23 protein-coding genes are annotated in these 23,528 nt (G+C 68.9%); 8 read left to right on the forward strand and 15 right to left on the reverse strand.

Features of this window, described 5'->3' with window-relative positions:
* Positions 1 to 25: 25 nt before the first annotated feature.
* The gene (locus ACNJ7E_RS05090) at positions 26 to 1,249 is read left to right on the forward strand and encodes an MFS transporter (protein WP_283351516.1); all 1,224 of its coding nucleotides are present in this window, start codon (positions 26 to 28) and stop codon (positions 1,247 to 1,249) included.
* A gap of 21 nt (positions 1,250 to 1,270) precedes the next feature.
* Here the strand turns inward: ACNJ7E_RS05090 and ACNJ7E_RS05095 are convergent, their stop codons facing one another.
* Together ACNJ7E_RS05095 and ACNJ7E_RS05100 are read right to left on the reverse strand one after the other, a co-directional pair.
* A complete protein-coding gene (locus ACNJ7E_RS05095; RefSeq protein WP_280778588.1) occupies positions 1,271 to 2,611 on the reverse strand; it encodes a cryptochrome/photolyase family protein in 1,341 nt (446 codons plus the stop codon).
* 29 nt (positions 2,612 to 2,640) lie between these two features.
* Positions 2,641 to 3,558 (reverse strand): mechanosensitive ion channel family protein, encoded by a 918-nt coding sequence (locus ACNJ7E_RS05100; RefSeq protein ID WP_418339307.1) that lies wholly within the window; start codon positions 3,556 to 3,558, stop codon positions 2,641 to 2,643.
* Between the two features lie 82 nt (positions 3,559 to 3,640).
* Between ACNJ7E_RS05100 and ACNJ7E_RS05105 the strand changes: the two genes are divergently transcribed.
* Complete coding sequence (locus ACNJ7E_RS05105; protein WP_005263316.1) at positions 3,641 to 4,357, forward strand: response regulator transcription factor; 717 nt, start codon at positions 3,641 to 3,643, stop codon at positions 4,355 to 4,357.
* Entirely contained in the window at positions 4,354 to 5,718 is a 1,365-nt protein-coding gene (locus ACNJ7E_RS05110) for a sensor histidine kinase (protein ID WP_280778591.1), read from the forward strand. The genes ACNJ7E_RS05105 and ACNJ7E_RS05110 overlap by 4 nt, the downstream gene beginning before the upstream one ends.
* A gap of 30 nt (positions 5,719 to 5,748) precedes the next feature.
* Here ACNJ7E_RS05110 and ACNJ7E_RS05115 read toward each other — a convergent pair whose 3' ends face one another.
* From ACNJ7E_RS05115 to pdxH, 5 genes are all read right to left on the reverse strand, one after another.
* Positions 5,749 to 6,111, reverse strand: coding sequence for an FKBP-type peptidyl-prolyl cis-trans isomerase (locus tag ACNJ7E_RS05115; RefSeq protein WP_280778592.1), 363 nt, complete (start codon positions 6,109 to 6,111; stop codon positions 5,749 to 5,751).
* 47 nt (positions 6,112 to 6,158) lie between these two features.
* Positions 6,159 to 7,454: a citrate synthase gene (locus ACNJ7E_RS05120; RefSeq protein ID WP_005244092.1), complete on the reverse strand. Its 1,296-nt coding sequence runs from the start codon at positions 7,452 to 7,454 to the stop codon at positions 6,159 to 6,161.
* Between the two features lie 428 nt (positions 7,455 to 7,882).
* On the reverse strand, positions 7,883 to 8,842 hold the full coding sequence (locus ACNJ7E_RS05125) for an aldose 1-epimerase family protein (RefSeq protein WP_280778593.1): 960 nt from the start codon (positions 8,840 to 8,842) through the stop codon (positions 7,883 to 7,885).
* A gap of 52 nt (positions 8,843 to 8,894) precedes the next feature.
* The gene (locus tag ACNJ7E_RS05130) at positions 8,895 to 10,181 is read right to left on the reverse strand and encodes an MFS transporter (protein ID WP_280778594.1); all 1,287 of its coding nucleotides are present in this window, start codon (positions 10,179 to 10,181) and stop codon (positions 8,895 to 8,897) included.
* A 42-nt stretch (positions 10,182 to 10,223) separates the two neighbouring features.
* Complete coding sequence (gene pdxH, locus ACNJ7E_RS05135) at positions 10,224 to 10,895, reverse strand: pyridoxamine 5'-phosphate oxidase (RefSeq protein WP_418339465.1); 672 nt, start codon at positions 10,893 to 10,895, stop codon at positions 10,224 to 10,226.
* Between the two features lie 270 nt (positions 10,896 to 11,165).
* Between pdxH and ACNJ7E_RS05140 the strand changes: the two genes are divergently transcribed.
* Positions 11,166 to 12,296: a citrate synthase 2 gene (locus tag ACNJ7E_RS05140; RefSeq protein ID WP_280778595.1), complete on the forward strand. Its 1,131-nt coding sequence runs from the start codon at positions 11,166 to 11,168 to the stop codon at positions 12,294 to 12,296.
* A 41-nt stretch (positions 12,297 to 12,337) separates the two neighbouring features.
* On the forward strand, positions 12,338 to 13,459 hold the full coding sequence (serC, locus tag ACNJ7E_RS05145) for a phosphoserine transaminase (RefSeq protein ID WP_418339308.1): 1,122 nt from the start codon (positions 12,338 to 12,340) through the stop codon (positions 13,457 to 13,459).
* A 64-nt stretch (positions 13,460 to 13,523) separates the two neighbouring features.
* On the opposite strand, the gene ACNJ7E_RS05150 is transcribed toward serC, so the two are convergent.
* The 6 genes from ACNJ7E_RS05150 to ACNJ7E_RS05175 are packed head-to-tail and all read right to left on the reverse strand — an operon-like array spanning position 13,524 to position 19,592.
* A complete protein-coding gene (locus ACNJ7E_RS05150) occupies positions 13,524 to 14,009 on the reverse strand; it encodes a nucleoside deaminase (protein WP_005255312.1) in 486 nt (161 codons plus the stop codon).
* On the reverse strand, positions 14,006 to 14,986 hold the full coding sequence (locus tag ACNJ7E_RS05155) for an ornithine cyclodeaminase family protein (RefSeq protein ID WP_280778598.1): 981 nt from the start codon (positions 14,984 to 14,986) through the stop codon (positions 14,006 to 14,008). Before ACNJ7E_RS05155 ends, ACNJ7E_RS05150 begins: the two co-directional genes overlap by 4 nt.
* A gap of 23 nt (positions 14,987 to 15,009) precedes the next feature.
* Entirely contained in the window at positions 15,010 to 15,933 is a 924-nt protein-coding gene (locus ACNJ7E_RS05160; protein WP_418339309.1) for an ABC transporter permease, read from the reverse strand.
* Complete coding sequence (locus tag ACNJ7E_RS05165; protein WP_280778600.1) at positions 15,930 to 17,048, reverse strand: ABC transporter permease; 1,119 nt, start codon at positions 17,046 to 17,048, stop codon at positions 15,930 to 15,932. Before ACNJ7E_RS05165 ends, ACNJ7E_RS05160 begins: the two co-directional genes overlap by 4 nt.
* Positions 17,045 to 18,574, reverse strand: a complete 1,530-nt coding sequence (locus ACNJ7E_RS05170) for an ABC transporter ATP-binding protein (protein WP_418339310.1) — start codon at positions 18,572 to 18,574, stop codon at positions 17,045 to 17,047. Before ACNJ7E_RS05170 ends, ACNJ7E_RS05165 begins: the two co-directional genes overlap by 4 nt.
* A 1-nt stretch (position 18,575) precedes the next feature.
* Complete coding sequence (locus ACNJ7E_RS05175) at positions 18,576 to 19,592, reverse strand: BMP family protein (protein ID WP_280778602.1); 1,017 nt, start codon at positions 19,590 to 19,592, stop codon at positions 18,576 to 18,578.
* A 176-nt stretch (positions 19,593 to 19,768) separates the two neighbouring features.
* Between ACNJ7E_RS05175 and ACNJ7E_RS05180 the strand changes: the two genes are divergently transcribed.
* From ACNJ7E_RS05180 to ACNJ7E_RS05190, 3 genes are all read left to right on the forward strand, one after another.
* Entirely contained in the window at positions 19,769 to 20,515 is a 747-nt protein-coding gene (locus ACNJ7E_RS05180) for a GntR family transcriptional regulator (protein ID WP_280778603.1), read from the forward strand.
* Between the two features lie 117 nt (positions 20,516 to 20,632).
* On the forward strand, positions 20,633 to 21,490 hold the full coding sequence (gene sepH / locus ACNJ7E_RS05185) for a septation protein SepH (protein WP_009478031.1): 858 nt from the start codon (positions 20,633 to 20,635) through the stop codon (positions 21,488 to 21,490).
* A gap of 72 nt (positions 21,491 to 21,562) precedes the next feature.
* A complete protein-coding gene (locus ACNJ7E_RS05190) occupies positions 21,563 to 22,354 on the forward strand; it encodes a DUF6928 family protein (RefSeq protein WP_280778604.1) in 792 nt (263 codons plus the stop codon).
* A 25-nt stretch (positions 22,355 to 22,379) separates the two neighbouring features.
* Here ACNJ7E_RS05190 and ACNJ7E_RS05195 read toward each other — a convergent pair whose 3' ends face one another.
* The gene (locus ACNJ7E_RS05195) at positions 22,380 to 22,670 is read right to left on the reverse strand and encodes a DUF2537 domain-containing protein (RefSeq protein WP_280778605.1); all 291 of its coding nucleotides are present in this window, start codon (positions 22,668 to 22,670) and stop codon (positions 22,380 to 22,382) included.
* Positions 22,671 to 22,672: 2 nt separating this feature from the next.
* A complete protein-coding gene (locus ACNJ7E_RS05200) occupies positions 22,673 to 23,479 on the reverse strand; it encodes a TrmH family RNA methyltransferase (RefSeq protein ID WP_007301148.1) in 807 nt (268 codons plus the stop codon).
* Between the last annotated feature and the right edge of the window lie 49 nt (positions 23,480 to 23,528).

Here is a 23,528-nt window from a genome sequence, read left to right on the forward strand (position 1 = left end):
GCATTAATGTTTCCGGGAGTACGCCATGACGACGCTTGCCGCGCCCGAAGCACCACCGACGTCTCGACCCGCACTGCGCCGAGGAGCCGCCTTCACGCTCGTCGCGGTCGTGATCGCCACCCTGCTCGGCGCGTCTGCCGCACCCACCCCGCTGTACGAGGTGTACCAGTCGAACTGGGGTTTCTCGTCGCTGCAGTCGACCCTGGTCTTCGGCATCTACGCCGTGAGTCTGCTGCTGGCGCTGCTCACCGTCGGGTCGCTCTCGGACTACGTCGGCCGTCGGCCCGTGCTGATCACGGCACTCGTGGTCGAAGCCGCCTCGATGATCATGTTCGCGACGGCCGAAGGCATCGGCCTCCTGCTGTTCGCCCGGGTCGTGCAGGGTTTCGCCACCGGCGCCGCGATCAGCGCACTCGGTTCCACACTCCTCGACCTCGAACGCACGCCCGGACGCGGCGCCACCGTCAACAGCATCGCGCCCACCGTCGGCCTCGCACTGGGCGCCATCGGATCGAGCCTGATCAGCGAGCACCTTCCCCTGCCCACCAGCACCGTGTTCCTGGTGTTCTTCGCGCTGTTCCTCCTCGAGATCCTCGGCATCTGGGCCGCACCCGAGACTGCGGTCCGGCAGAGGGGGGCTCTGGCATCGATGCGGCCGACGCTCGCGGTCCCGTCCACCGCACTGGGCATGCTCGTCCTCACCGGACCCTGCCTGGTCGCCGTGTGGGCGCTGGGCGGCTTCTACCTGTCACTCGGACCTTCGCTCGCCCGCAACGCGCTCGACGTCCACACGTCGCTGATCGGCGCCGTCATGGTCGCGACGCTCACCGGGACCGGCGCATTCGCGGTGTTCCTGCTGCGTAACGTGGCGGCACGCCGCATCCTGTACGTCGGCGCGTCCGCCCTCGTCGCCGGCGTCGCCGTCACCCTGATCGGCGCCGAAACGTCCTCGGCGCTGTGGATTCTCGCGGGAACGGCGGTGGCGGGCATCGGGTTCGGCGCCGGCTTCCAGGGCACCATCCGCACCGTCATGCCGCTCGCCGAACCGCACGAGCGCGCGGGCCTGCTGTCGAGCATCTACGTGATCGCCTACCTCGCCAACAGCGTTCCGGCACTGATCGCCGGATATCTCGTCGGAAAGGTCGGCCTCGTCGACACCACCCGCATCTACGGCGGACTCGTCATCGTCCTCGCCGCGGCAGCGTTCCTCGGGCTCCTCATGCGCAAAGCGCCTGTGAGTACTTGTTAACCGCCCGCGGTTAATAAGTACTCACGGGGCCTTGATCTCGCCGTAGCGGGCGAGGGCCTCCTGCCGTTCGTGGGCGTGGTCGACGATCGGCGGCGGATAATCCTCGGGGCGACCGTCTTTCAGAGCGTGAACGGCCTTCCCCGGGATGCCACGCAGTTCGGGCACCCACCGCCGCACGTACTCGCCGTCGGGGTCGAACTTCTCCCCCTGCGTCGTCGGGTTGAACACCCGGAAGTACGGCGACGCGTCCGTCCCCGATCCCGCGGTCCACTGCCAGCCGTGCTGATTGTTCGCCAGATCCCCGTCGACGAGCTGGTTCATGAAGTAGCGGGCACCCCGCCACCACGGCAGGTGCAGATCCTTGACGAAGAACGACGCGACGATCATCCGCACCCGATTGTGCATCCAGGCTTCGGCCTTCAGCTGACGCATCCCGGCGTCGACGATCGGGAACCCTGTGCGGCCCTCGCACCACGCCGTGTACGCCTCCTCGGCGTCGGGACCGCTGTCGTAGCGGATGTGGTCGAAGCGGCGATCGTAGTTTCCGCGGGCGCTGTCGGGACGCTGGAAGAGGATGTCGGCGTAGAAGTCCCGCCACGCGAGCTGCCGCCGGTACTGCTCGGCGCTCTTGCTACGGCGGCGCGCGAGATCGCGGAGCATCGTCCGCGGATGAATGTTGCCGTACTTCAGGTACACCGACATCCGGCTGGTCGCGTCGAGACCGGGACGATCCCGCGCATCCTCGTAACCGGCGAGGTCGTCCTCGCAGAACTCCGCCCACCGCTGCAGCGCCGCCGCCTCACCCGCGGGGCACCCGTCGGATTCCGGTTCGGGGATCGTCACCCGCCGCGCCTTCACGTCGTCCGGGTCGACCCACTCCACCGTCGCAGGCCCGGTGTCGATCGGCGCGCGCCACCCGTGTTCGAGCCACTGCCGGAAGTACGGGGTGAACACGCGGTACGGCTCCCCGTCCGTCTTCGCCACCCGGCCGGGCGCCACCGCGTACGGCGAACCGGTGGCCACCAGATCGACATGCTCGGCGACGGCGGCATCGCGCTCGCGACCGTAGGGCCCGTAGTCCGCGCTCACGTGCACTTCTTCGGCGGATACCTTCTTCGCGACCCTCGGAACCACGTCGACGGGATCGCCCTTCACCACCAGCAACCGGCCGTCGAGTTGGTCGTCCAGTGCGGCGAGACTGCGGAACAGGAAGTCCCGGCGAGCACCGCCCGATGTTTTCAGCAGCCGGTCGTCGAGGACGAACAGCCCGAGCGCCCGCGCCCCCGACTCGGCCACCGTGTGAAGCGTCGGCAGATCACCGAGCCGGAGGTCGCGCCGGAACCAGACGAGTGCGGTGTCCATACCTGCCACGGTAACGAAGCGCGGGCCGATCAGTTGGTGGAGCGAGCAGACGACAGCACCGACAGGTACGGCGCGTCGATGTCGTAGTGCTCGAACGCCGACAGCGCCGCGCGGGCGAACGTCCGCTGCACCGCCCACTGCCTGCCGGGCTTGGTCCGCGCGGTGATCCGCAGTGTGACCGATTCCGCGGTCACCGAGTTGACGCCCAGCAGTTCCGGGGGTTCGAGTACGTCGGCCGCGATCGCCTCACCCTTCGCCGCCTCGGTGACGGCCTCCAGCGCCACCTCGCACGCCCGCTGCACGTTGGCGGCGTGCGCGATCGGCAGATCGACCACCGCGACCGCGTAACCCTGGCTCATGTTGCCGACGCGGACGATCTCACCGTTGCGGCAGTACCAGAGGGTGCCGTTGACGTCGCGGATCGTGGTGACCCGCAGACCCACCGTCTCGACCGTTCCCACGGCCTCGCCGAGGTCCACGACGTCCCCGACCCCGTACTGATCCTCGAGCAGCATGAAGATGCCCGACAGGAAGTCCCGGACGAGGTTCTGCGCACCGAAACCGAGTGCGACACCGATCACACCGGCCGACGCGATGAACGGGGCCACGTTGACGCCGAGGACGGCGAGAACCTGGAGCACCACCCAGATGAGCACCACGATCGATACCGTCGATTTGAGGACGGACCCGATCGTCCGGGCGCGTTGCGCGCGGCGCTCGTTGACCATTGCCTCCTTGACGCCGCGCGGGGCGCGTTCCCGCAGGGGTCGGAGCATGGCCGGTTTGTCGGAAGGCTCCCGGGGCCGCGTCATCCGGTCGATCATCCGGTGCAACGCGAAACGCAGCACGAGCGCCAGGACGACGTAGGTCGCGATCTCGGCCGGGCGGTGAATCAGCCAGTCACGGTTGGTTTCGGTCAGTTCGAATGCCTGCAGCGAAGAAAACATCTCCAACGAGTGTACGGACGAGACACGCTCCCACAACTGCCATCCGCACGCTCAGTGGTCGCGCTCACGGCACAATGCAGGAGTGACCGTCACCGACTCAGCCAGTGTCCTCGTGGTCGACGACGACGAGGACGTGCGGACGTCCCTCGAACGCGGCCTGCGGCTGTCCGGATTCACCGTCCTCACGGCCGTCGACGGCGCCGACGCGCTCCGGGTGGTCAGCGAACGACGTCCGGACGCGATGGTGCTCGACATGAACATGCCGGTCATCGACGGCACCGGCGTGGTGACCGCCCTGCGCGCGATGAACAACGACATCCCGATCTGCGTGCTCAGCGCCCGCGACACCGTCGACGACCGCATCTCCGGCCTCGAGTCGGGCGCCGACGACTACCTGGTCAAGCCGTTCGTCCTCGCCGAACTGATCGCTCGGATCCGGGCGATGCTGCGGCGGCACGGAACGACGGCCGCCGCGCCGGCCGACTCGCCCGCGACCCCACCGATCCGCGTCGGTGCGCTGGAGATCCGGACGTCCGCACGCAGGGTCTTCATGGCGGGCGAGGAGGTCACGCTGACCAAACGGGAATTCGAACTCCTCGAGGTTCTCGCCCGCAACGTCGGCATCGTCCTGAGCCGTGAGCGACTCCTCGAACTGGTGTGGGGTTACGACTTCGTCGCCGACACCAACGTGGTGGACGTGTTCGTCGGCTACCTGCGTCGCAAGTTCGAAGTCGGTGGTCAACCGCGCATCCTGCACACGGTCCGCGGAGTCGGGTTCGTGCTCCGGGAACCGTCGTGAAACGGTCGTTCTCCCTCCGGACCCGCGTGGCCGCCGCGACCGCACTGGGGGCGACGATCATCGTCGTGGCCCTCGGCATCCTGGTGTCGCTGGCGATCAACCGGAACAACCTGTCACAACTCGACCGGCGGCTGGAGACGGCGTCGGACGTCCTGGTTCCCAACGCGGCCACCGCGGGACTGTTCCTCGGCGCACTGGGCGACAAGGGTGCGTTCGCCATCACCATCCGTTCGGCCGACGGCGACACCGTGCTCGTCAGCACCCCCACCCAACTGCCCGAACTCGACCCGGGCCAGCAGACCGTCGAGGTCGGTGACACGAAGTACCGGGCGTACACCGCGACCGTTCCGCTCCTCGGCACCCGGATCTCCCTGGCCGTGCCGTACGCCGAAGCCCAGGACGTGACGTCGGAGCAGCAACGACAGGTGGCCCTCGTCGGAGTGCTCGCCATCGCCGCGGCCAGCGGTCTCGGCTGGTTGTTCGGCGGTCGGGCCGTGCGACCGCTGGTCGACTTGACCGGCCGCATCGTGCGCCGCGAACCGAAGCTGACGCCCACGACCTCCGGTGTCCGGGAGGCGGACGAACTGGCCTCCGCTGCGGAATCGATGCTGCGCGACGTCGCGGAGGCGCAGGACGCGACCACCGCCGCGCTCGCCACCGCACGCGACTTCGCGGCCGTCTCGGCACACGAACTCCGGACCCCGCTCACCGCGATGCGCACCGACCTCGAGGTCCTCACCACTCTCGACCTGACGCCGGATCAGCAGCACGAGATCCTCCGCGACCTCGCCCGCTCACAAGACCGGGTGGAATCGACGCTGTCCGATCTCGAACGCCTCGCCCGCGGCGAACTGTCCACCGACCAGGACTTCGTGGACTGCGACCTCGTCGACATCAGCGACCTCGCCGCCGAGGAGGCGATGCGTCACAATCCGGGACTGCAGGTGACCGTCGACGCGACCCCGGTGACGGTTCGGGGCATGCCCGGTGGGCTGCGGCTCACCCTGGACAACGCCATCAAGAACGCGGTCCGGCACGGCGGCGCCACCGCGGTGACCATCACGCTGAGAGCGGCCGACGGCATCACCACCGTCATCGTCGACGACAACGGGTCGGGGGTGCCCGAGGCCGAACGGGCCGTGGTGTTCGAACGGTTCCACCGCGGTTCCAACGCAACGAAGAGCGGGTCGGGCCTCGGCCTCGCGCTCGTCGCGCAGCAGGCGGCACTGCACAACGGCAGCGCACGTTTCGAGGTCAGCCCGCTCGGTGGCGCGCGCCTCGTCGTCGAACTCCACACCGACACCGCACACCAGCCCCCGAAAGCGGAAGCAGGAAAAGCGGAAAGCCCCGCGTCACCGTGAGGTGATGCGGGGCTTTCGGTGCTGGGGAGACTATTCCTTCACGTCCAGCAGGTCGATCATGAAGACCAGCGTCTTGCCGGACAGCTGATGTCCGGCGCCGGCGGGACCGTAGGCCAGCTCCGGCGGGATCGTGAGCTGACGACGTCCGCCCACCTTCATGCCGGGGATGCCGTCCTGCCAGCCCTTGATGAGGCCGCGCAGCGGGAACTGGATGGACTCGCCGCGGCTCCAGGAAGAGTCGAACTCCTCGCCGGACTCGAACTCGACGCCGACGTAGTGCACCTCGACGGTGCCCCCGGGTACGGCCTCGGCGCCCTCTCCGACCACCACGTCCTTGATGACCAGGTCGGTCGGGGCAGGTCCGTCTTGGAACTCGATCTCGGGCTTGGTCATATGTCCTCCTCGGTGAGGCCTCTATGGTTCGGCACAGGAATTCGCGATCAGCGACCTGTGACGTCCTTGTAGTCACGCTCGGTGTAACCGGTGTAGATCTGGCGCGGACGGCCGATCTTCGTAGCGGGATCTTCGTGCATCTCGCGCCAGTGTGCAATCCACCCGGGCAAGCGGCCCATGGCGAACAGAACGGTGAACATGCGCGTGGGGAAACCCATCGCGCGGTAGATCAGACCCGTGTAGAAGTCGACGTTCGGGTACAGCTTGCGCTCGACGAAGTAGTCGTCGGTGAGCGCCGCCTCTTCGAGCGCCATCGCGATGTCGAGCAGCTCGTCGTCGCCGCCGAGCTTCTCGAGGATGGTGTGTGCCGTCTGCTTGACGATCGCCGCGCGCGGGTCGTAGTTGCGGTAGACGCGGTGCCCGAAGCCCATGAGCTTCACACCGTCTTCCTTGTTCTTGACCTTGCGGACGAAGTCGTCCGCGTTGCTGCCGCTGGCCTTGATCTCGTCGAGCATCTCCAGCACGGCCTGGTTGGCGCCGCCGTGCAGCGGGCCCCAGAGTGCGTTGATGCCACCGGAGATCGAGGTGAACAGGTTGGCGTCGGACGAGCCGACCAGCCGCACCGTCGACGTCGAGCAGTTCTGCTCGTGGTCGGCGTGCAGGATCAGCAGCATGTCGAGAGCCTTGGCGATCTCGGGATCGATCTCGTAGGGCTCCGCGGGGAAGCCGAACGTCATCCGGAGGAAGTTCTCGACCAGGTTCAGGGAGTTGTCCGGGTACAGGAACGGCTGCCCGACGGACTTCTTGTACGCGTAGGCCGCGATGGTCGGCAGCTTCGCGAGAAGTCGGATGGTCGACAGCTCGACCTGTTCCGGGTCGGCCGGGTCCAGGGAGTCCTGGTAGTACGCGGACAGCGCGTTGACGGCGCTGGACAGGACCGGCATCGGGTGTGCGTTCCGCGGGAATCCGTCGAAGAACCTCTTGAGGTCCTCGTGCAGCAGCGTGTGGCGCCGGATCCTGTCGGTGAACGACTCGAGCTGCGCCGTGGTGGGCAGCTCACCGTAGATCAGCAGATAGCTGACCTCGATGAAGGTCGACTTCCCGGCCAGCTGTTCGATCGGGTACCCGCGGTAGCGGAGAATCCCGTGCTCACCGTCGATGTAGGTGATCGCGGAGCTGGTGGAGGCGGTATTGACGAAACCCGGGTCCAGGGTGGTGTACCCGGTGCTGGCGAGCAGCTTGCCCAGTTCGATACCGTCATTGCCCTCGGTTGCCCTGGCAATGGACATCGTGTGCTCACCACCAGGGTAGGTAAGCGTGGGCTTTGTGTCATTGTCAGGCACGAAGCATCCCTCTCAAGCTCAAACCAATGAGTAACAACTTCATTCAGGTAGAAACTAGTCCCACTCTGGCCTGCGTGCCGAAGGCGGGTCCGCTCAGAGCCCGCGATCCGGGTCCGCCGCAGGATGCGCGGCGACCACCGGGAAGGGTCGCCGAACGGGATCGGCGAGTGTCCGATTTGCCCGCACGGCACGGGAGTGGAATCGGTGAGGGCCAGTTGCCCGAGACTGGACTGGCCGCGTTACCTGCACAGATACCGAAGACTGCGGAGAACGCACACCGCGATGCGCGACGCGGTGAGGGAAGAACAGAAGGTGACACAAAGCGCCGCAGCCGCGACAGAAGAACCCCCGCCCGACGTATCGGCCGGACCGCGACCGGTGTTACACCGTCTCACCAAGTGGGCACTCGATGCTCGAAAGTTGAACCGCTACGCCACCGCGGACATGCCCCACACACCCGTCCACTGCTGCCCCGGAGCGAGCACCAACTGATCGATCCCGGAGTTGAACGCGTCCGGCGGGCACGTCATCGGTTCGAGCGCCAGCGCCCGCCCGCGGCCCGGGTACGACTTCCCGGCGTCCGGATCCGCGACGAACGCCTGCAGCCAGCCGAACTCACGAGCCGCCCACAGGATCGTTCCGGTGCCGTCCGGCGCCCGCAATTCGTGCCGCGACCTGCCGTCCGCGTCGACGTCCAGTGCACTGAACGGGGTGTCGAGCGCAACGCCCGCCAACGTGCGCGGGCTGGTGAAGTCGTATTCGGTGCCTGCCACGGGCTGCGAACCCCCACTCGGCAGCATGCGCTCGTCGAGAGGCAGCCGGGTGCCGGCGGACAGTCGCAGCGTGCACTCGTCGAGCGGGAAGTCGCCGGCGCGGACGTAGGAGTGGAAGCCCATCCCGAACGGTGCCGGGATGGCTCCCGTGTTGGTGGCGGTGTGCGTCACGGTCAGGCCGTCGTCGCCCACGACGTAGGCAACGGTGAGCCGCAGCGGGTACGGCCACCCCTTGTGGAGGCCGACGTCGATCGACAACTCGATGCGGTCGTCGGCGTGATTCACGACACGCCAGTCCCGGCGTCGGACGAATCCGTGACTGGCATTGCCGAATGTCGGTTCCGTGATCTCGAGCTGATGGTCGATGCCGTCGAAGACGAACTGGCCGTCGCGGATCCGGTTGGGCCACGGCGCGAGGATCAACCCCGCCGACAACGGTGGCCGGGTTCCGATGTCCCACGTCTCGGTGAGCGCCATCGGCCCGTCCGGACCGTCCCATTCGAGTAGCCGTAGTCCGGCGCCGGTGGCCGCGATACCGGCCCGGTAGCCGCCTCCCCGGATCTCGAATCCGGCCGTGGCAGGCCTGTCCGTCTTCGAAGACTGCGGTTCACCCATGCACTTCAGTGTGCCCGAGATGGGCACGAGATATGTGATGGCGCACAGGAACCTAGCGGGTGACCTTGTACCGCACCAGTGCCGGGAACGCGAGCGCGGCGATCACCACACCGACGACGACGAGGACGCCGCCGCCCGCGGCCGCCACACTCGTCCCGACCGCCGCCGCGGCCGCGCCGTGCACGACGTCACCGATCCGCGGGCCCCCGGCCACGACGACGATGAAGACGCCCTGGAGTCGTCCGCGCATCTCGTCCGTGGCGACCTGCTGGAGCATGGTGCTGCGGAACGCGGCGGAGACCATGTCGACGGCACCACCGAATGCGAGGAACGCGAGAGCGATCCACAACAGGACCGGACTGTCGCCGGGCGACGCGAGCCCCACCACGACGCCGAAGCCGACCATCGCGAGACCCCACAACACGATGCACACGATCACGGCGAGGCCCTGGCGCCGGACCCTCGGCAGCCAGCCGGAGAACACCCCACCGGCCACCGCGCCGAAGGACATCGCCGCGAACAGCAGTCCGAGCGCCACACCGCCCGATGCCGGGTCGCCGAACGTGTCGTGCGCGATCTGTGGGAACAACGCCCGCGGCATGCCGAACACCATGGCGATGATGTCGACGACGAACGACGCGAGCAGGACCTTCTGCGTCGCGAGGTAGGCGAACCCGTCGAACACCTCCCGCAGCCCGGCCCGGCGCGACTCCCCCGTCGGCGGAATGGCAGGCAGCCGGAGCACCGCCCACAGCGTGGCCAGCAGGGCGATCGAATCGACGAGATACAGCGTCGACAGACCGACCGTCGGAATCATCACGCCGGCGAGCAGCGGTCCGGCGATGGCGCCGAACTGCATGACCGTCATGTTGAGCGAGTTGGCGGCGGCCAGCTGTTCCGCGGGGATGAGCCGCGGGATGATCGCACTGCGGGTGGGCTGGTTGACCGCGAAGAACGCCTGTTGCAAACCCAGCAGTCCGAGCACCAGCCACACGTTGTCCAGGCCCAGCGCCGCCTGCACCCAGAACAGCACGGACGTCACACCGAGTCCGACGGTGGTGATCGTCAGCAGTTTCCGCCGGTCCATGACGTCGGCCAGCGCGCCGCCCCACAACCCGAACACGATCAGCGGTACCAGCGCGAAGACACCGGTCAGACCCACGTACGCCGAGCTGCGGGTGATCTCGTACACCTGCTGCGGCACGGCGACGACACTGAGCTGCCCGCCGATCACCGTCACGATCCCGGCCGCCCACAGGCGGCGGTAGTCCCGGTTCTGCAGCGGCGCCGTGTCGGCGAGCAGCCGCCGCTTCTTATTCTCGGTGACGGTCTCGGTCATTCTTCCCTTAGCTCGTTTCCCATGCTCACTATTCCCAGGCCGTCACGGCTGCAGTCGCTCCACCGTCCACGAGCCGTCGACCAGCGCCGTCCGGATTCGGTTGTGCATCCGGTTGGCGCGGCCCTGCCAGAACTCCACGACCGTGGGGCGGATCAGGATTCCCCCCCAGTCCGGCCGGACCGGGATGTCGACGTCGACGGGGAAACGCTCCGCCGCGTGCAGCAGCGCGGCGTCCAGTTCGGCCCGCGAACCGATCGGCTTCGACTGCTCGGAGGCCCACGCCCCCAGCCGGGATCCGCGGGGCCTGCTGTGCCAGTACTCGTCCGTGACCTCGGCGCTCACGCGCTCGACTGGACCGCGGACGGTGATCTGCCGGGCGACGGGCACCCAGGTGAACGTCACCGACGCGTAGGGCACCGCCTCCAGCTGGCGGCCCTTGTCCGAGTCGTAGTTGGTGAAGAACAGCACACCGTCGGCACTCAATCCCTTGCAGAGGACGGTGCGGGTGCACGGATGTCCGTGCTCGTCGACGGTTCCGAGTGTCATCGCGTTGGGTTCGGGAACCCCGGCCTCCACGGCGTCCTCGAGCCACAGGCGCATCAGGGGAAGCCAGCCGTCGCTCAGCTGGTCGGCGTCCAGATCGGAGTCGACGTACCGTCCGTCAGCGCCCTGGTGTGCGTAACCGACGCGCATGGCCGCGAGGTTCTTGTTCACCGGTTTCGGCTGTTCTGCATCTGGAGACACAGCCGAGAACGCTACTCCCGGGTATGCACTGATCAACTCTCCGGTGACACCGGCTAAAGTTTTGGGGACCGAACCCGTCCCCTCGGATTGCAGCCGCGATCGTGCGATGCCCGGGGAAGGGAAGTCGATTGCGCGGACGAAGGTGCCTGCCCATCCCGCATGCACGCCGAGCGCAATTGTCGAACGCCGAGACAGTGCCGCTCTGACCGGGGGCACTCGAACGAGGAGAGTCCACGAGCTATGTCAGCTAGCGCGGCAATACCGGACGATTTCGTCAGCGGACTGGAAGGCGTGGTCGCGTTCACCAGCGACATCGCCGAACCCGACAAGGACGGCGGCGCCCTGCGCTACCGCGGCGTCGACATCGAAGAACTCGTCTCCAAGCACGTCACGTTCGGCAACGTGTGGGCCCTGCTCGTCGACGGCCGCTTCGGCCCCGGACTACCCCCGGCCGAACCGTTCCCCCTGCCCGTGCACACCGGCGACGTCCGCGTCGACGTCCAGGCCGGCCTCGCCATGCTCGCCCCCATCTGGGGATACCAACCCCTCCTCGACATCGACGACGACACCGCCCGCGAACAACTCGCCCGCGCCTCCGTCATGGCCCTGTCCTACGTCGCCCAATCCGCCCGCGGCATCTACCAGCCCGCCGTCCCGCAGAAACGCATCGACGAGGCCAAGACCGTCACCGAACGGTTCATGGTCCGCTGGAAAGGCGACCCCGACCCCGCCCACGTCGCCGCCATCGACGCCTACTGGGTCTCCGCCGCCGAACACGGCATGAACGCCTCCACCTTCACCGCCCGCGTCATCGCCTCCACCGGCGCCGACGTCGCCGCCTCCCTGTCCGGGGCGATCGGCGCGATGTCCGGCCCCCTGCACGGCGGCGCCCCCGCCCGCGTCCTGCCGATGATCGAGGACACCGAAAAGTCCGGCGACGCCCGCGCCCTGGTCAAGGGCATCCTCGACCGCAAGGAAAAGCTGATGGGCTTCGGGCACCGCGTCTACCGCGCCGAAGACCCCCGCGCCCGGGTGCTGCGCGCCACCGCGAAACGCCTGAACGCCCCCCGCTACGAGGCCGCCGCCGCCCTCGAGCAGGCCGCCCTCGCCGAACTGCGTGAACGCCGCCCCGACCGGGCCATCGAAACCAACGTCGAATTCTGGGCCGCGGTCATCCTCGACTTCGCCGAGGTCCCCGCGCACATGATGCCCGCGATGTTCACCTGCGGCCGCACCGCCGGCTGGTGCGCCCACATCCTCGAGCAGAAGCGTCTCGGCAAGCTCGTCCGCCCCGCCGCCATCTACACCGGACCCGCACCCCGCACCCCCGAATCCGTCGAGGGCTGGGACCAGATCGCCCACACCAGCTGACCGTCTCCCCCGCCAGAACCAGTAAGGAACAGAAAGTAGCGATGACCTCCACACCGATCATCCCCGCAGACCTCCTGCCCGCCGACGGACGTTTCGGCTGCGGACCGTCGAAGGTTCGGCCCGAACAGCTGCAGTCGCTGGTCGAGGTGGGCTCCTCGGTGTTCGGCACCAGCCACCGCCAGAAGCCTGTCAAGGACGTCGTCGCCAGCGTGCGGTCCGGCCTCGCCGATCTGTTCTCCCTGCCCGAGGGCTACGAGGTGGTGCTCGGCAACGGCGGCACCACCGCGTTCTGGGATGCGGCCGCGTTCGGCCTGATCCGGGAGAAGTCGCTGCACCTCACGAACGGTGAGTTCAGCTCCAAGTTCGCGTCGGTCGCGAAGAACAACCCGTTCATCGGCGACCCGATCGTCGTCTCCGCCGACCCGGGCAGTGCGCCCGAGCCGGTCTCGGATCCGTCCGTCGACCTCATCGGCTGGGCGCACAACGAGACGTCCACCGGTGTCGCGATCCCCGTCTCGCGTCCCGCGGGCTCGGAGAATGCGCTCATCGCCATCGACGCCACGTCCGGCGCCGGCGGCCTGCCGGTGAACGTCGCCGACGCCGACGTGTACTACTTCGCCCCGCAGAAGTGCTTCGCCGCCGACGGTGGACTCTGGATCGCGCTGATGAGCCCGAAGGCGCTCGAGCGCGTCGCGGAGATCAGGGATTCGGGTCGCTGGACCCCCGACTTCCTGTCGCTGCCCATCGCCGTGGACAACAGCTCCAAGGACCAGACGTACAACACCCCGGCGGTCGCGACGCTGCTGCTGCTCGCCAACCAGATCGACTGGCTGAACGGAAAGGGTGGCCTCGACTGGGCCACCTCGCGTACCGCCGATTCGTCCTCGCGCCTGTACCAGTGGGCCGAGGCCAGCGACTACGCCACCCCGTTCGTCACCGATCCCGCTCACCGCTCGCAGGTGGTCGGCACCATCGACTTCGACGACAAGATCGACGCGGCTCAGGTGGCGAAGATCCTGCGCGCCAACGGCGTCGTCGACACGGAGCCGTACCGCAAGCTGGGCCGCAACCAGCTGCGTGTCGGCATGTTCCCGGCGATCGATCCCGAGGACGTCTCGCAGCTCACGAAGAGCATCGACTGGGTCGTCTCGCAGCTCGGCTGAGTCCCGGCACCCACGTCCGTCAGCCTCCGGCACCTCGGTGCCGGGGGCTGACGGCGTTCGGGGGTCAGTCCGTGTCGAGGAAACGGTGGAACGGTGCGAGCGCCTCGTCGCCGAGATGCGGTCCGCTGACCTCGATCTCGACGCTCGCGGATTCGAGCACGTCGGAGCAGCCCAGCGTGAACCGGGGACCGTCCGGGAGTATCCGGGAGAAGTCCGCGGACGACGCCGCGTAGACCACCCGCGTGATGCCGGCCCACACCATCGCTGCACTGCACATCGGGCACGGCTCACCGCTGGCATACATGGTGGCGCCGACGAGGTCGCCGGTGCGTCCCTCACCGCAGGCTGTGGTGATCGCGTCGAGTTCCGCGTGCTCGGTGACGTCGGCGGACGTCGCGACGGAGTTGGCGCCCTCGCTGATCACGTGACCGTCGGCCCCGACCGCCACCGCACCGAACGGTCTGTTGCCCGCGTCGCCCGTCTCGTCGGCGAGTTCGATGGCTCGCCGCAGGTGCGCAAGGTCCACGTCGTCGACATCGCTCTGGCTCATCGACTCAGATCCACTTCTGTTCCGACGCCCCGTTCCCGGGCTCTGTCGATCAGTATGCGCGCCGCGGCGAGGTCCTGGAGGCCGATCCCGACGGAGTTGTACAGCGTGATGTCCCTATCGGAGGTGCGGGCGACGGTGCGGCCTGCGATCACGTCGCCCAACTCCACCGCGACGTCGTCCTCGGTGATCGCGCCCTCGGCGAGCGCCAGCAGCGTCTCTCCCGATTTGGTCATGGTGGTGGCCACCGAGTCGACGACCACCCGGGCGCGTCGCATTCCCTCGCCGTCGATCTCCCGGTGGTCCGCGCGCGGGGGCGCACCGACGGCGTTGACGTGCAAGCCTTCGCCGAACCAGGCGCCCCGCACGATCGGGTCCCTCGACGGCGTGAGTGTGCAGAGGACGTCGGAAGATCGGGTGACCGCCTCAGGCGAGTCCATCGGCTTGACCGAGATTCCGAGATCCTCTGTCCGGCTGCGGAATTCCTCGACCGTCGCGTCCGAGCGCGACCACACCAGCACCGTCTCGACGTCCGACACCCGGGTGATCGCCCGGGCGTGTTCGACGGCGAGGGTCCCGGCGCCCACCAATCCCAGCACCCGGCCGCCTCGGCGGGCGAGGTGTTTCGTGGCCACGGCGCTGGCGGCGGCGGTGCGCACGGCGGTGATCAGGCGGCCGTCGAGCAGGGCCTCGCACTCGCCGGTGTCCGCGGACGTCACGAGCACGGCTGAGCGTTGGACGGGCAGACCGCGGGCGGCGTTGCCGGGAAGATCGACGAGCATCTTCACCGCGGCCGCGCCGGCCGACTGCGCCGCCGCGACCATCGGGACGAAGGCCGCGGACTGCAGGGTCATGGCGGGTGGGGCGGGTGCGGACGCCGTCCCGGCGGCCAGGTCGGCGTGCGCCCGTTCCACCGCGGCGAACACCTCGGCGCGGTCGATGAGGCCGGCCACGTCGGAATGGGAAAGGATCAGTGTCACAAGGGTTTCCTCGCTGAGATCGATCAGGACGCGCGCGCGAACGCGACGGTCAGGTTTGCGGGTGAGCGGCTGTTGCGGATGAATCCACTGACCGCGACGATCGCGATCACGTAGGGCAGCATGACGAGCACGGCGAACGGGACGCTGACACCGAGCGCGGGCAACGCGAACTGGAGCGCCTGCGCGATCCCGAAGAACACGGACGCCCAGATCACGCCGAGCGCGCGCCACCTGCCAGCGATCACGGCCACGACGGCCAGGTACCCGATTCCGGCGGTCATGTTGTCGCTGAACGACCGCACCTCGGAAAGCGCGAGCTGCGCGCCGGCCAGTCCCGCCGTCAGTCCCGCGACGAGCACGCACAGGTAGCGGATCTTCCGCACCGGCAGTCCACTCCAGTCGGCCGACTTCGCGTCCTCCCCGACCGCGTCGACGACGAGACCTGCCCGCGTCCGGCGCGACAGCGTGACGGCCAGCAACCCGACCACCGCGAAGCAGAAGTAGCCGAGGGCCGTCTGCGAGAAGAGTGCCGGTCCGAGGATCGGGATCCGGTGCAGCAGCGGGATCTCGAGTGCCGCGAAACCTGGGGCATTCTGCCCCTTGCCGTCCGCGAGCAGCAGCCGGGCGCCGTAGGTGGTGGCACCGAGCGCGAGGGCGTTGCTCGCGATGCCCACCACGATCTGGTCGGCCCGCAGCGTGACGCTCAGCAGTGCCTGCAGCAGTCCGAACAGCACCCCGGCCGCCAATCCGGCCGCGAGACCGCCCACCGCGGATCCGGTGGCGCCGGCGCCGAGCACGCTGGCGAACGCCCCGGTCAGCATCATGCCCTCGAGGCTGAGGTTCAGTACGCCCGCCCGCTCGCTCACCAGTTCCCCGCTCGCCGCCACCAGGATCGGGAGTGCGAATCCCACGCCGCTGACGGCGATGTCCGACACCGTGTTCATCATTGCTTCGCTCCAGCCAGGTCGGGGACGTCGTGGGTCTTCGCCGTCGTCGCGGTCGCGGCTCTCGATCTCCCGCCGGCCGCGGTCCACAGCACCGCTCCCGCGATCAGGATGATCATGAGCGATTCCACGATCGACACGGTCGATGCCGGAACACCGGCTGCGAGTTGAAGATTGATTCCACCGGACACGAGGAAGCCGAGCAGTAGCGACACGGCGCCGACGGCGAGCATGGAACCGCGCGCCAGGAGTCCGACGACCAGCCCGGAGAACCCGTAGCCGGAGGAGAATCCTTCGACGAGCACGAACGGCGCCGTCGCGACGAGGATCCCGCCCGCGAGCCCGGAGAACGCGCCTGCCGAGGACAGGCTGAGAAATCGCAGCCGTCCGACCGGCAGTCCCAGCCGCGCCGACGCGTCCGGGTTCAGGCCGACGGAGCGCAGTCGCACGCCGACCGCCGTCCGGCGCAGGATCACGCCGACGATCAGCACCGCGACCACGGCGATCCACAGCGCGATCGTCCCCGGCGAACGCTCGATCCCCAGCAACGGCAGGTGCGCGGTTTCGATCAGCGGCGCGGACTGCGGCAGTGTCTCCGACGACGTGACGGGCTGGCGGAGGAGGCTGGGCTCGTGCACCATCAGCAGCACCAGCGCGAGGCCGACGAAGTTCAGCAGCAGCGTCGTGATGATCTCGCTCGTGCCCCGGCGGACCCGCAGGTACGCGGCGATCGCGGCCCATGCCCACCCGGCGCCGGCCGCGGCGAGGAGTACCGCGGTGACGGCGATCGGGGCGGGGGTGTCCTCCCCGAGAGCGGTGCCGACCGCGGTCGCGGCGATGCCCCCGACGCACAGCTGGCCCTCGCCACCGACGTTCACCAGTCCGGCCCTGTGTGCGACGGTGAACCCGGCCGCGACGAGAGCCAGCACCGCGGCAGTGTTGAGCGAGACTCCGATCGCGTAGCTGCTGCCGAACATCCCCTCGGACAGCGCGTCGACGGTCTCGGGCACGGTGGCACCCGCGGCCGCGGCGAGGAGCAGTCCGACGAGTCCCGCGACCGCGATCGCGGCGATTGCCACCGGAAGTGGGTGATGCACCCAGATTCGACGTCGAGTCATGCCGCCGTTCCCGTCATCAGTTCACCGATGCGCTGCCCCGCAGTGGCCGACGCCGTGTCGACGGGCCCGAGCAGGGCCCCGCGGTAGCTGACGAAGATGCGGTCGCAGAGCGCGAGCAGTTCGGGGATCTCGCTGGACACGACCAGGACTCCGTTTCCCGCGGACGCGCAGCGGCGGAGTTGGTTCAGAACGAATTCGACCGCCCCGATGTCGAGTCCGCGGGTGGGTTGCGCCGCGACCAGACACTGCAGGTTCTCCGTCGACAGTTCGCGGGCGAGGACGACCTTCTGCTGATTGCCGCCCGACAGCGCACCCATGGAGGTTCCCGGTCCGGGTGTCCGTACCGAGAACTGCTCGATCAGGTCGCGGGCCGCGGCATCCATCCGACTTCGGTCGAGCAGGCCCATCCGGCGGAAGCGGTGCAGGCGGCCGAGGAAGAGGTTCTCCGACAGGGACAGTTCCGCCACCATCGCCTCCCGGTGGCGGTCTTCCGGCACCACCCCGAGACCGAGCCGGGTCCGTTCGGCCGGGGACGCCGACGTGATGTCGGCGTCGCCGAGCGTGACCGTGCCGGACTCGGGTCGGGTGGCACCGGAGAGCACGGCGACCAGTTCGCTCTGCCCGTTCCCCTCGACGCCCGCGATCCCGACGATCTCGCCGGCCCGCACCTCGAGCCCCACGCCGGACAGGGCGACACTGCCGTCCGCCCGGGTGGCGCGGACGCCGCGGAGCCCGAGGACGACGGGGCCGGTCGCCCGCCGATCGCTCTCCGCGCCGACTCCCGCGGCGAGCACCGGACCGAGTTCGGACACCGGTCTTCCGACCATCGCCGTCGTCAGCTGGGGGATCGTCAGCTCCGACATGCGGCCCCCGCCTGCCACCTCACCCCCGCGCAGAACGGTGGCGGCGTCCGCGACGCGGGCCACCTCACCGAGTTTGTGGGTGACGAGGACGACGGCCTTGCCTGCCGCCGCGACGGCCTGGCACGTCTCGATCAGGGCGTCGATCTCGCCGGGGTCGAGTACCCCGGTCGGCTCGTCCAGCAGGATCAACGCGGGGTCGGTGAGCAGGGCCTTCACGATCTCGACCTTCTGCCGCGCACCGATCGGCATGGCGGAGACCAGCGCGTCCGGATCGATCCTCAGGTGATAGTCGTCGGCGAGTCGATCGAGGCGGGTCCGCAGTTCCGCGCGGCGCAGTCGCAGTCCCCGTCCGGTGAGCAGCAGGTTTTCGGCGACGGTCATCGTGCCGATGAGACTGAAGTGCTGGTGCACCATCGCCACGCCGTCCGCCATCGCGGCCGCGGGCGAACCGGGCGCGTATCGGCGACCGGCCAGGGTCATCGTTCCGGTGTCCGGCCGCAGACCGCCGTACACCACGTTGCAGAGCGTCGACTTCCCGGCCCCGTTCTCCCCGAGGATGCAGTGCACCGTGCCGGGTTGCACCGACAGGTCGACACCGCGGAGGGCCCGGACGTCGCCGAAGCTCTTCCCGATTCCGGTGAGTTGCAGTGCTGGTGTGCTCATGTCAGCCCGCTCGGTAGGGCTCGACGGCACCGGTGGCCAGGGCGGTCTTCGCCTTGCCGAGTGCGTCGGCGACGGCGGGGTCGGCGCTGCAGAGCAGGAAGTCGGTGCCGCCGTTCGGTGACGTCAGGCCGAACGCCACGTTCTCGGCCTTCCACGTTCCGTCCAGGGTGGACTGGACGGCGTACTCCACTTCCTTGCCGATGTCGGTGTGCACGTAGCCGACGTAGGCGGGGTTCGAGCAGTCGCCGGGAATCGGGCCGCCCACCATCAGCGCGCCCGACTGCGCGGCGGCCTGTTCCAGCCCGGACTTGCCGAGGTTCACGATCTGCCCCACCGCGCCTGCGCCGGCGCCGTAATTGGCGAGCGCGGCCTGCTTCGCCTTGGCCGGGTCGTTGAAGTCGCCCAGGTACTGCGGGGTGAGCACCTGGGTGCCGGGCCGTGCGAACTCGGCGCCGTTGCCGAAGGCCTTCGCGGCGTTCACGATGGCGGGCAGTTCGACACCGCCGACGAACGACACGGACGGGGTCTCGGACGCCGTCGCCGCGACGGCTCCGCTGAGGAACTCGGCCTCCGCCTGCTGCGGGTCGTAGTAGGCGAGGTTCGGCAGCGGGGACGCGTCGGCGGGTCCACCGATCTCGACGAATTTCACGTCGGGGAACTGGGGTGCGACCTTGCGGACGTCGGCGTCCGTCTGCCCGCCGAGCGAGACGACGAGGTCGTTCGCGGTCGCGAACCGCACCAGGGCCTGCTGGTAGTCGGCGGCGGCGACCTGCTCGACGTAGCTCAGTTCCACCCGCTCACCGAGGGTTTCCTCGAGACGTTGGTAGCCGAGGTATCCCGATTCCATGAAGCCCGTGTCGGAGACGGAGCCGGGGAAGAACACTCCGACGCGGAGGGTGTCACCGGAGGCGGTGCCGGCGTCCGACGACCCGCAGGCTGTCAGGGTCGCCGCGAGAGTCGCGGCCGCGCACAGCGCTGGGACGAGGGTTCGGGCTCGGGCGGAGAAGGTCGTGTTCACGCGCTGGACTCCTTGACTCAGGAACCGCCACAGTTAGCGGTATACCGTTATTTGAATCTTGGGGGCGCGTCATTTCCGCCGTGTTACACAGACGTAAGGACCCGCATCCACCCGAGGGCGGCGCGCGGGTGCGCTCTACGGTGGCTGACGTGGCCACCATGACGACAGGAGACCGCGTGAACGGTGCAACCGACGCGTCGGCGCCGAAGTCACTGCGCGAGACCGCGTACGAAGAACTGCGCAGGCGCATCGTCAACCTGCAGCTCGCGCCGGGCCAGCGCCTGATCGAACGCGACCTCGCCGCGGAACTGCAGGTGTCCCGAATCCCGCTGCGCGAGGCCCTGCAACAGCTCCAGACCGACGGACTCGTCGTGATCGTCCCGCGGCGCGGAGCGATCGTCGCCCCGTTCGGCGTCGACGAGGTCCGCGACCTCTTCGACGTCCGCGAAAGCCTCGAGGTACTCGCGGCCCGGCTCGCCGCGCAGCGAGCGGACGACTCCCATCTCACGGCACTGCGCGACCAACTCACCGCGGCGCGTTCGGCCACAGCGCGCGACGACAAGCCCGCCATCGCCGCCGCGAACGCCGCATTCCACGCCGTCATCGTGGAGATGTCCGGCAGTCCCCTGCTGCAGTCGATGCTGCAACCGCTCGCGACGCGCGTGCAGTGGTTGTTCCACCTCACCAAGGAACGCGATCCCGGACAGCAATGTGACGAGCACGCCGAGTTGTACGACGCGATCGCGACGGGCGACGCCGACCGCGCCGCCGAGGTCGCGTACCGGCACGTCGCGTCGGGCCGCGAACCCAGCCTCGAGCTGGCCGAACACTGGTCTGCACCGGCGATCGACCCGGTCGAGGCCACCCGCACGAGGCAGCGCACACCCCGCAGGACGGACCGATCACGAAACGAGGAAGCGTAACGCGCACGCGACGCCGGGACGGGATTTACCCGCGCGTGTCCTGCCGCGCGGGCTGTCACGAATGAATTACAGTTGCCCAGGTGCAAAGTCGCGAGCCGGCGCGATAAGGAGGTCAACGTGCGAGAGCTTCGAGTGATCGGTCTCGAGCCAGATGGATCGCACGTCGTGTGCGCAGATGCCAGTACCGGCGAAAAATTCCGGCTTCCCGCCGATGACAAACTCCGCGCCGCATCCCGCGGGGACATCGCTCGACTCGGCCAGATTGAGATCGAAATGGACAGTCAGCTCAGGCCCCGTGAAATCCAGGCCCGCATCCGTGCCGGCGCCTCCGTCGAACAGGTGGCCGACGAGGCCGGTATCCCCCTGGCGAAGGTGGAGCGGTTCGCGTATCCGGTCCTGCTCGAACGTTCCCGTGCGGCCGAGATGGCGCAGGGCGGACATCCGGTCCGCGACAACGGCCCCGCCGTTCCCACTCTCGCCGAGATCGTCACGCAGGCGTTCCGCGCTCGGGGACACAACATCGACGACGCCACCTGGGATGCGTGGCGCGACGAGGACAATCACTGGGTCGCCCAGCTGCAGTGGCAGGCCGGGCGGACCACCAACGCGGCGCACTGGCGGTACCAGCCGGACGCGCACGGTGGCACCATCGTCGCGCTCGACGACACCGCGTTCGACCTGATCGATCCCGACTTCGGCCGTCCGCTCCGCGGATTGGCGCCGGTGGCGTCCGACGAGCCGGAGCAACTCGAACTCGCCGAGTTCCCCACCGAGGTGGAGGTGCCGACGATCGAGCCCGAGGAGATCATCGAGGCCGACGTCACCGAGGAACCCGAGGACGAGCCCGCCCCGTCCGAGGAACCCGCCGCACCCAAGATCGCCCCGCACCAGACGAACAACAAGGACAAGCGCGGCAAACCCGCCCTCCCGTCCTGGGACGACGTCCTGCTCGGTGTCCGCAGCAGCGGACGCTGACCGTCTGCGCGGTGAGCAGGCCGGAAACACGGTCGGGGTCGTACTCTTTCAGGAAGACACCGGAAGAGAGGGATGACCGTGGGGGCCAAGGTATCAACGATCTGGTACGTCGAAGTCCCCGACCCTGCGGCTGTGCTGCGCGGCCACCCGGAGCCTGATCCGGGCGCGGCGCAGCAACTCGCCTCCCGTCTCTATCCCGACCTGGTGGCCACCCCCACCGGCCCGGTTCCGCTGGCCGAGGCCGCACGGCTCGACGCCGCCGGGACCGTGCACATCGGTTCCTACCCCGGCGTCACCGTCGTGTGCGGGCCCGATCTGGCCGTCCCCCGACCGTCGACACTGCCCGAAACACGCGTCCGGCCCACCGAATTCGCGAAGACGTACTACGTGGCGTCCAAGCCCGACATCGCGTGGGGCTCGTTCGCGACGTGGGAGGACGGGCACCTGACTCGATCGTTCAGCGCGACGCCGGTCCACATCCACGAGGACCTCGGCCTCCCCCTGGTGTGGGAGAGGCCGTTCTGGGCGGGCGACTTTCCGCTGAAACATCCGGCGGGTGTCCTGCCCGACCCGCAGTCGCTGCCGTTCCACCCGCAGCAGTTCGCCGAGGGCGCCAACCGGGAATGGCTGGGCTTCCGGTACACGGGCGCCCCCGAGGGCACCGAGATCGACCCGAAGACGCTCACCGTGCTCGGCTTCACCGTTCACCCGCCCGGCGAGGGTCCCGAAATCGAGCCTCCCGCCGAGGTGGAACAAGCCGAGGTGGAACAACCTGCCCCCGCACCCGTCCCCGGCCCGGTGCCGGCACCCGCTCCGCCGCCGGCTCGCAAAGGCGGACTCCTCCGCCGTTACTTCGGTTTCTGACCACTCCGGCCGGAGTCAGGCGCAGTCAGGCGGCACCGACGAGCAGCGCCGTCCAGCCGGCGACAACGCCGGCCGCAGCCCCGTAGACCAGCCACCGCCAGACCGGCGTCCGGCGCAGCCGCCACACCGACGGCGCGACCCCGGCGACCACGACGAGTTCGAGGACCACCGCCAGGACGAGGTTGATCCGGGCGAGCTGCGAGCCGAAGGCCATGATCGCGACCGCCACCACGGCTGCGGCGAACCCCGCCACGAGAAGTCCCGTGAACCACGGTGTTCCCGTCGCCTGCGGATACGGGGAATGAGGGTGCAGCATTCTCACCGGCCCGTGCGGACGCGCTCGTAGAACGCCATCGCCGCCGCCGTCGCGACGTTGAGCGAGTCCGTGCCGGGTGCCATCGGAATGCGGGCGCGAATGTCCGTGGCCCGCATGGCGTGTTCGGTGAGGCCGGGGCCTTCCGCGCCGAGCAGCAACGCCACCTTCTCCCCCGTCATCGCCTCGGCGAGCGTCACCGCCTCGGGGTTCGGGGTCAACGAGATCAGCTGGAAACCCCGCTCCCGCAACGCGTCCAGGTCGTGCGGCCACTTCGTCACGTGCGCGAACGGAACCCGGAGAACGTGCCCCATCGACACCCGGACCGCCCGGCGGTACAGCGGGTCGGCGCAGCCCTTGCCGAACACCACGGCGTCGACGCCGAGGCCCGCCGCGTTGCGGAACATCGAACCCAGGTTCTCGTGATCGTTGACGCCCTCGAGCACTGCGACCGTCCGGGCGTGCTCGAGCACGTCCGGCAGTTCGAGCGGCGCGGGGCGGCGCGCCGCCGCGAGCACCCCCCGGTTGAGGTGGAACCCGACGACCTCGGCCATGACATCCGCCGTCGTCCGGTAGAACGGCACGTCCACGTCTGCGAGGTCGTCCGTGAGTTCCTCCAGCCGCCGGTCGACGCCGAGCAGCGCGATCGGGTCGAACCGGGACGTGAGCAGGCGCTGCGCCACCAGCACGCCCTCCGCGATCACCAGGCCCTTGCCCTCGGGAAGGTCGGGACGCCGGTCCGAGGAATTGAGATCGCGGAAGTCGTCCAGCCTGGTGTCGGCCGGATCTGTTATGTCGATGACGTGTACCACCGGTCCATCGTGCCGTATGCGGGGCGTCACAGCGTTGACTCCCCTCCAC

It is taken from the genome of Rhodococcus mengyinensis (assembly GCF_048381435.1).
Lineage (GTDB): Bacteria > Actinomycetota > Actinomycetes > Mycobacteriales > Mycobacteriaceae > Rhodococcus_F > Rhodococcus_F opacus_D.

Excerpts from the sequence above, each read along its gene's own strand:
- ACNJ7E_RS05090 (WP_283351516.1), top strand. The coding sequence starts at position 26 with ATGACGACGCTTGCCGCGCCCGAAGCACCACCGACGTCTCGACCCGCA.
- ACNJ7E_RS05095 (WP_280778588.1), bottom strand. The coding sequence starts at position 2,611 with ATGGACACCGCACTCGTCTGGTTCCGGCGCGACCTCCGGCTCGGTGAT.
- ACNJ7E_RS05100 (WP_418339307.1), bottom strand. The coding sequence starts at position 3,558 with ATGTTTTCTTCGCTGCAGGCATTCGAACTGACCGAAACCAACCGTGAC.
- ACNJ7E_RS05115 (WP_280778592.1), bottom strand. The coding sequence starts at position 6,111 with ATGACCAAGCCCGAGATCGAGTTCCAAGACGGACCTGCCCCGACCGAC.
- ACNJ7E_RS05125 (WP_280778593.1), bottom strand. The coding sequence starts at position 8,842 with ATGGGTGAACCGCAGTCTTCGAAGACGGACAGGCCTGCCACGGCCGGA.
- ACNJ7E_RS05130 (WP_280778594.1), bottom strand. The coding sequence starts at position 10,181 with ATGACCGAGACCGTCACCGAGAATAAGAAGCGGCGGCTGCTCGCCGAC.
- ACNJ7E_RS05140 (WP_280778595.1), top strand. The coding sequence starts at position 11,166 with ATGTCAGCTAGCGCGGCAATACCGGACGATTTCGTCAGCGGACTGGAA.
- serC (WP_418339308.1), top strand. The coding sequence starts at position 12,338 with ATGACCTCCACACCGATCATCCCCGCAGACCTCCTGCCCGCCGACGGA.
- ACNJ7E_RS05150 (WP_005255312.1), bottom strand. The coding sequence starts at position 14,009 with ATGAGCCAGAGCGATGTCGACGACGTGGACCTTGCGCACCTGCGGCGA.
- ACNJ7E_RS05160 (WP_418339309.1), bottom strand. The coding sequence starts at position 15,933 with ATGATGAACACGGTGTCGGACATCGCCGTCAGCGGCGTGGGATTCGCA.
- ACNJ7E_RS05165 (WP_280778600.1), bottom strand. The coding sequence starts at position 17,048 with ATGACTCGACGTCGAATCTGGGTGCATCACCCACTTCCGGTGGCAATC.
- ACNJ7E_RS05170 (WP_418339310.1), bottom strand. The coding sequence starts at position 18,574 with ATGAGCACACCAGCACTGCAACTCACCGGAATCGGGAAGAGCTTCGGC.
- ACNJ7E_RS05190 (WP_280778604.1), top strand. The coding sequence starts at position 21,563 with ATGACCGTGGGGGCCAAGGTATCAACGATCTGGTACGTCGAAGTCCCC.
- ACNJ7E_RS05195 (WP_280778605.1), bottom strand. The coding sequence starts at position 22,670 with ATGCTGCACCCTCATTCCCCGTATCCGCAGGCGACGGGAACACCGTGG.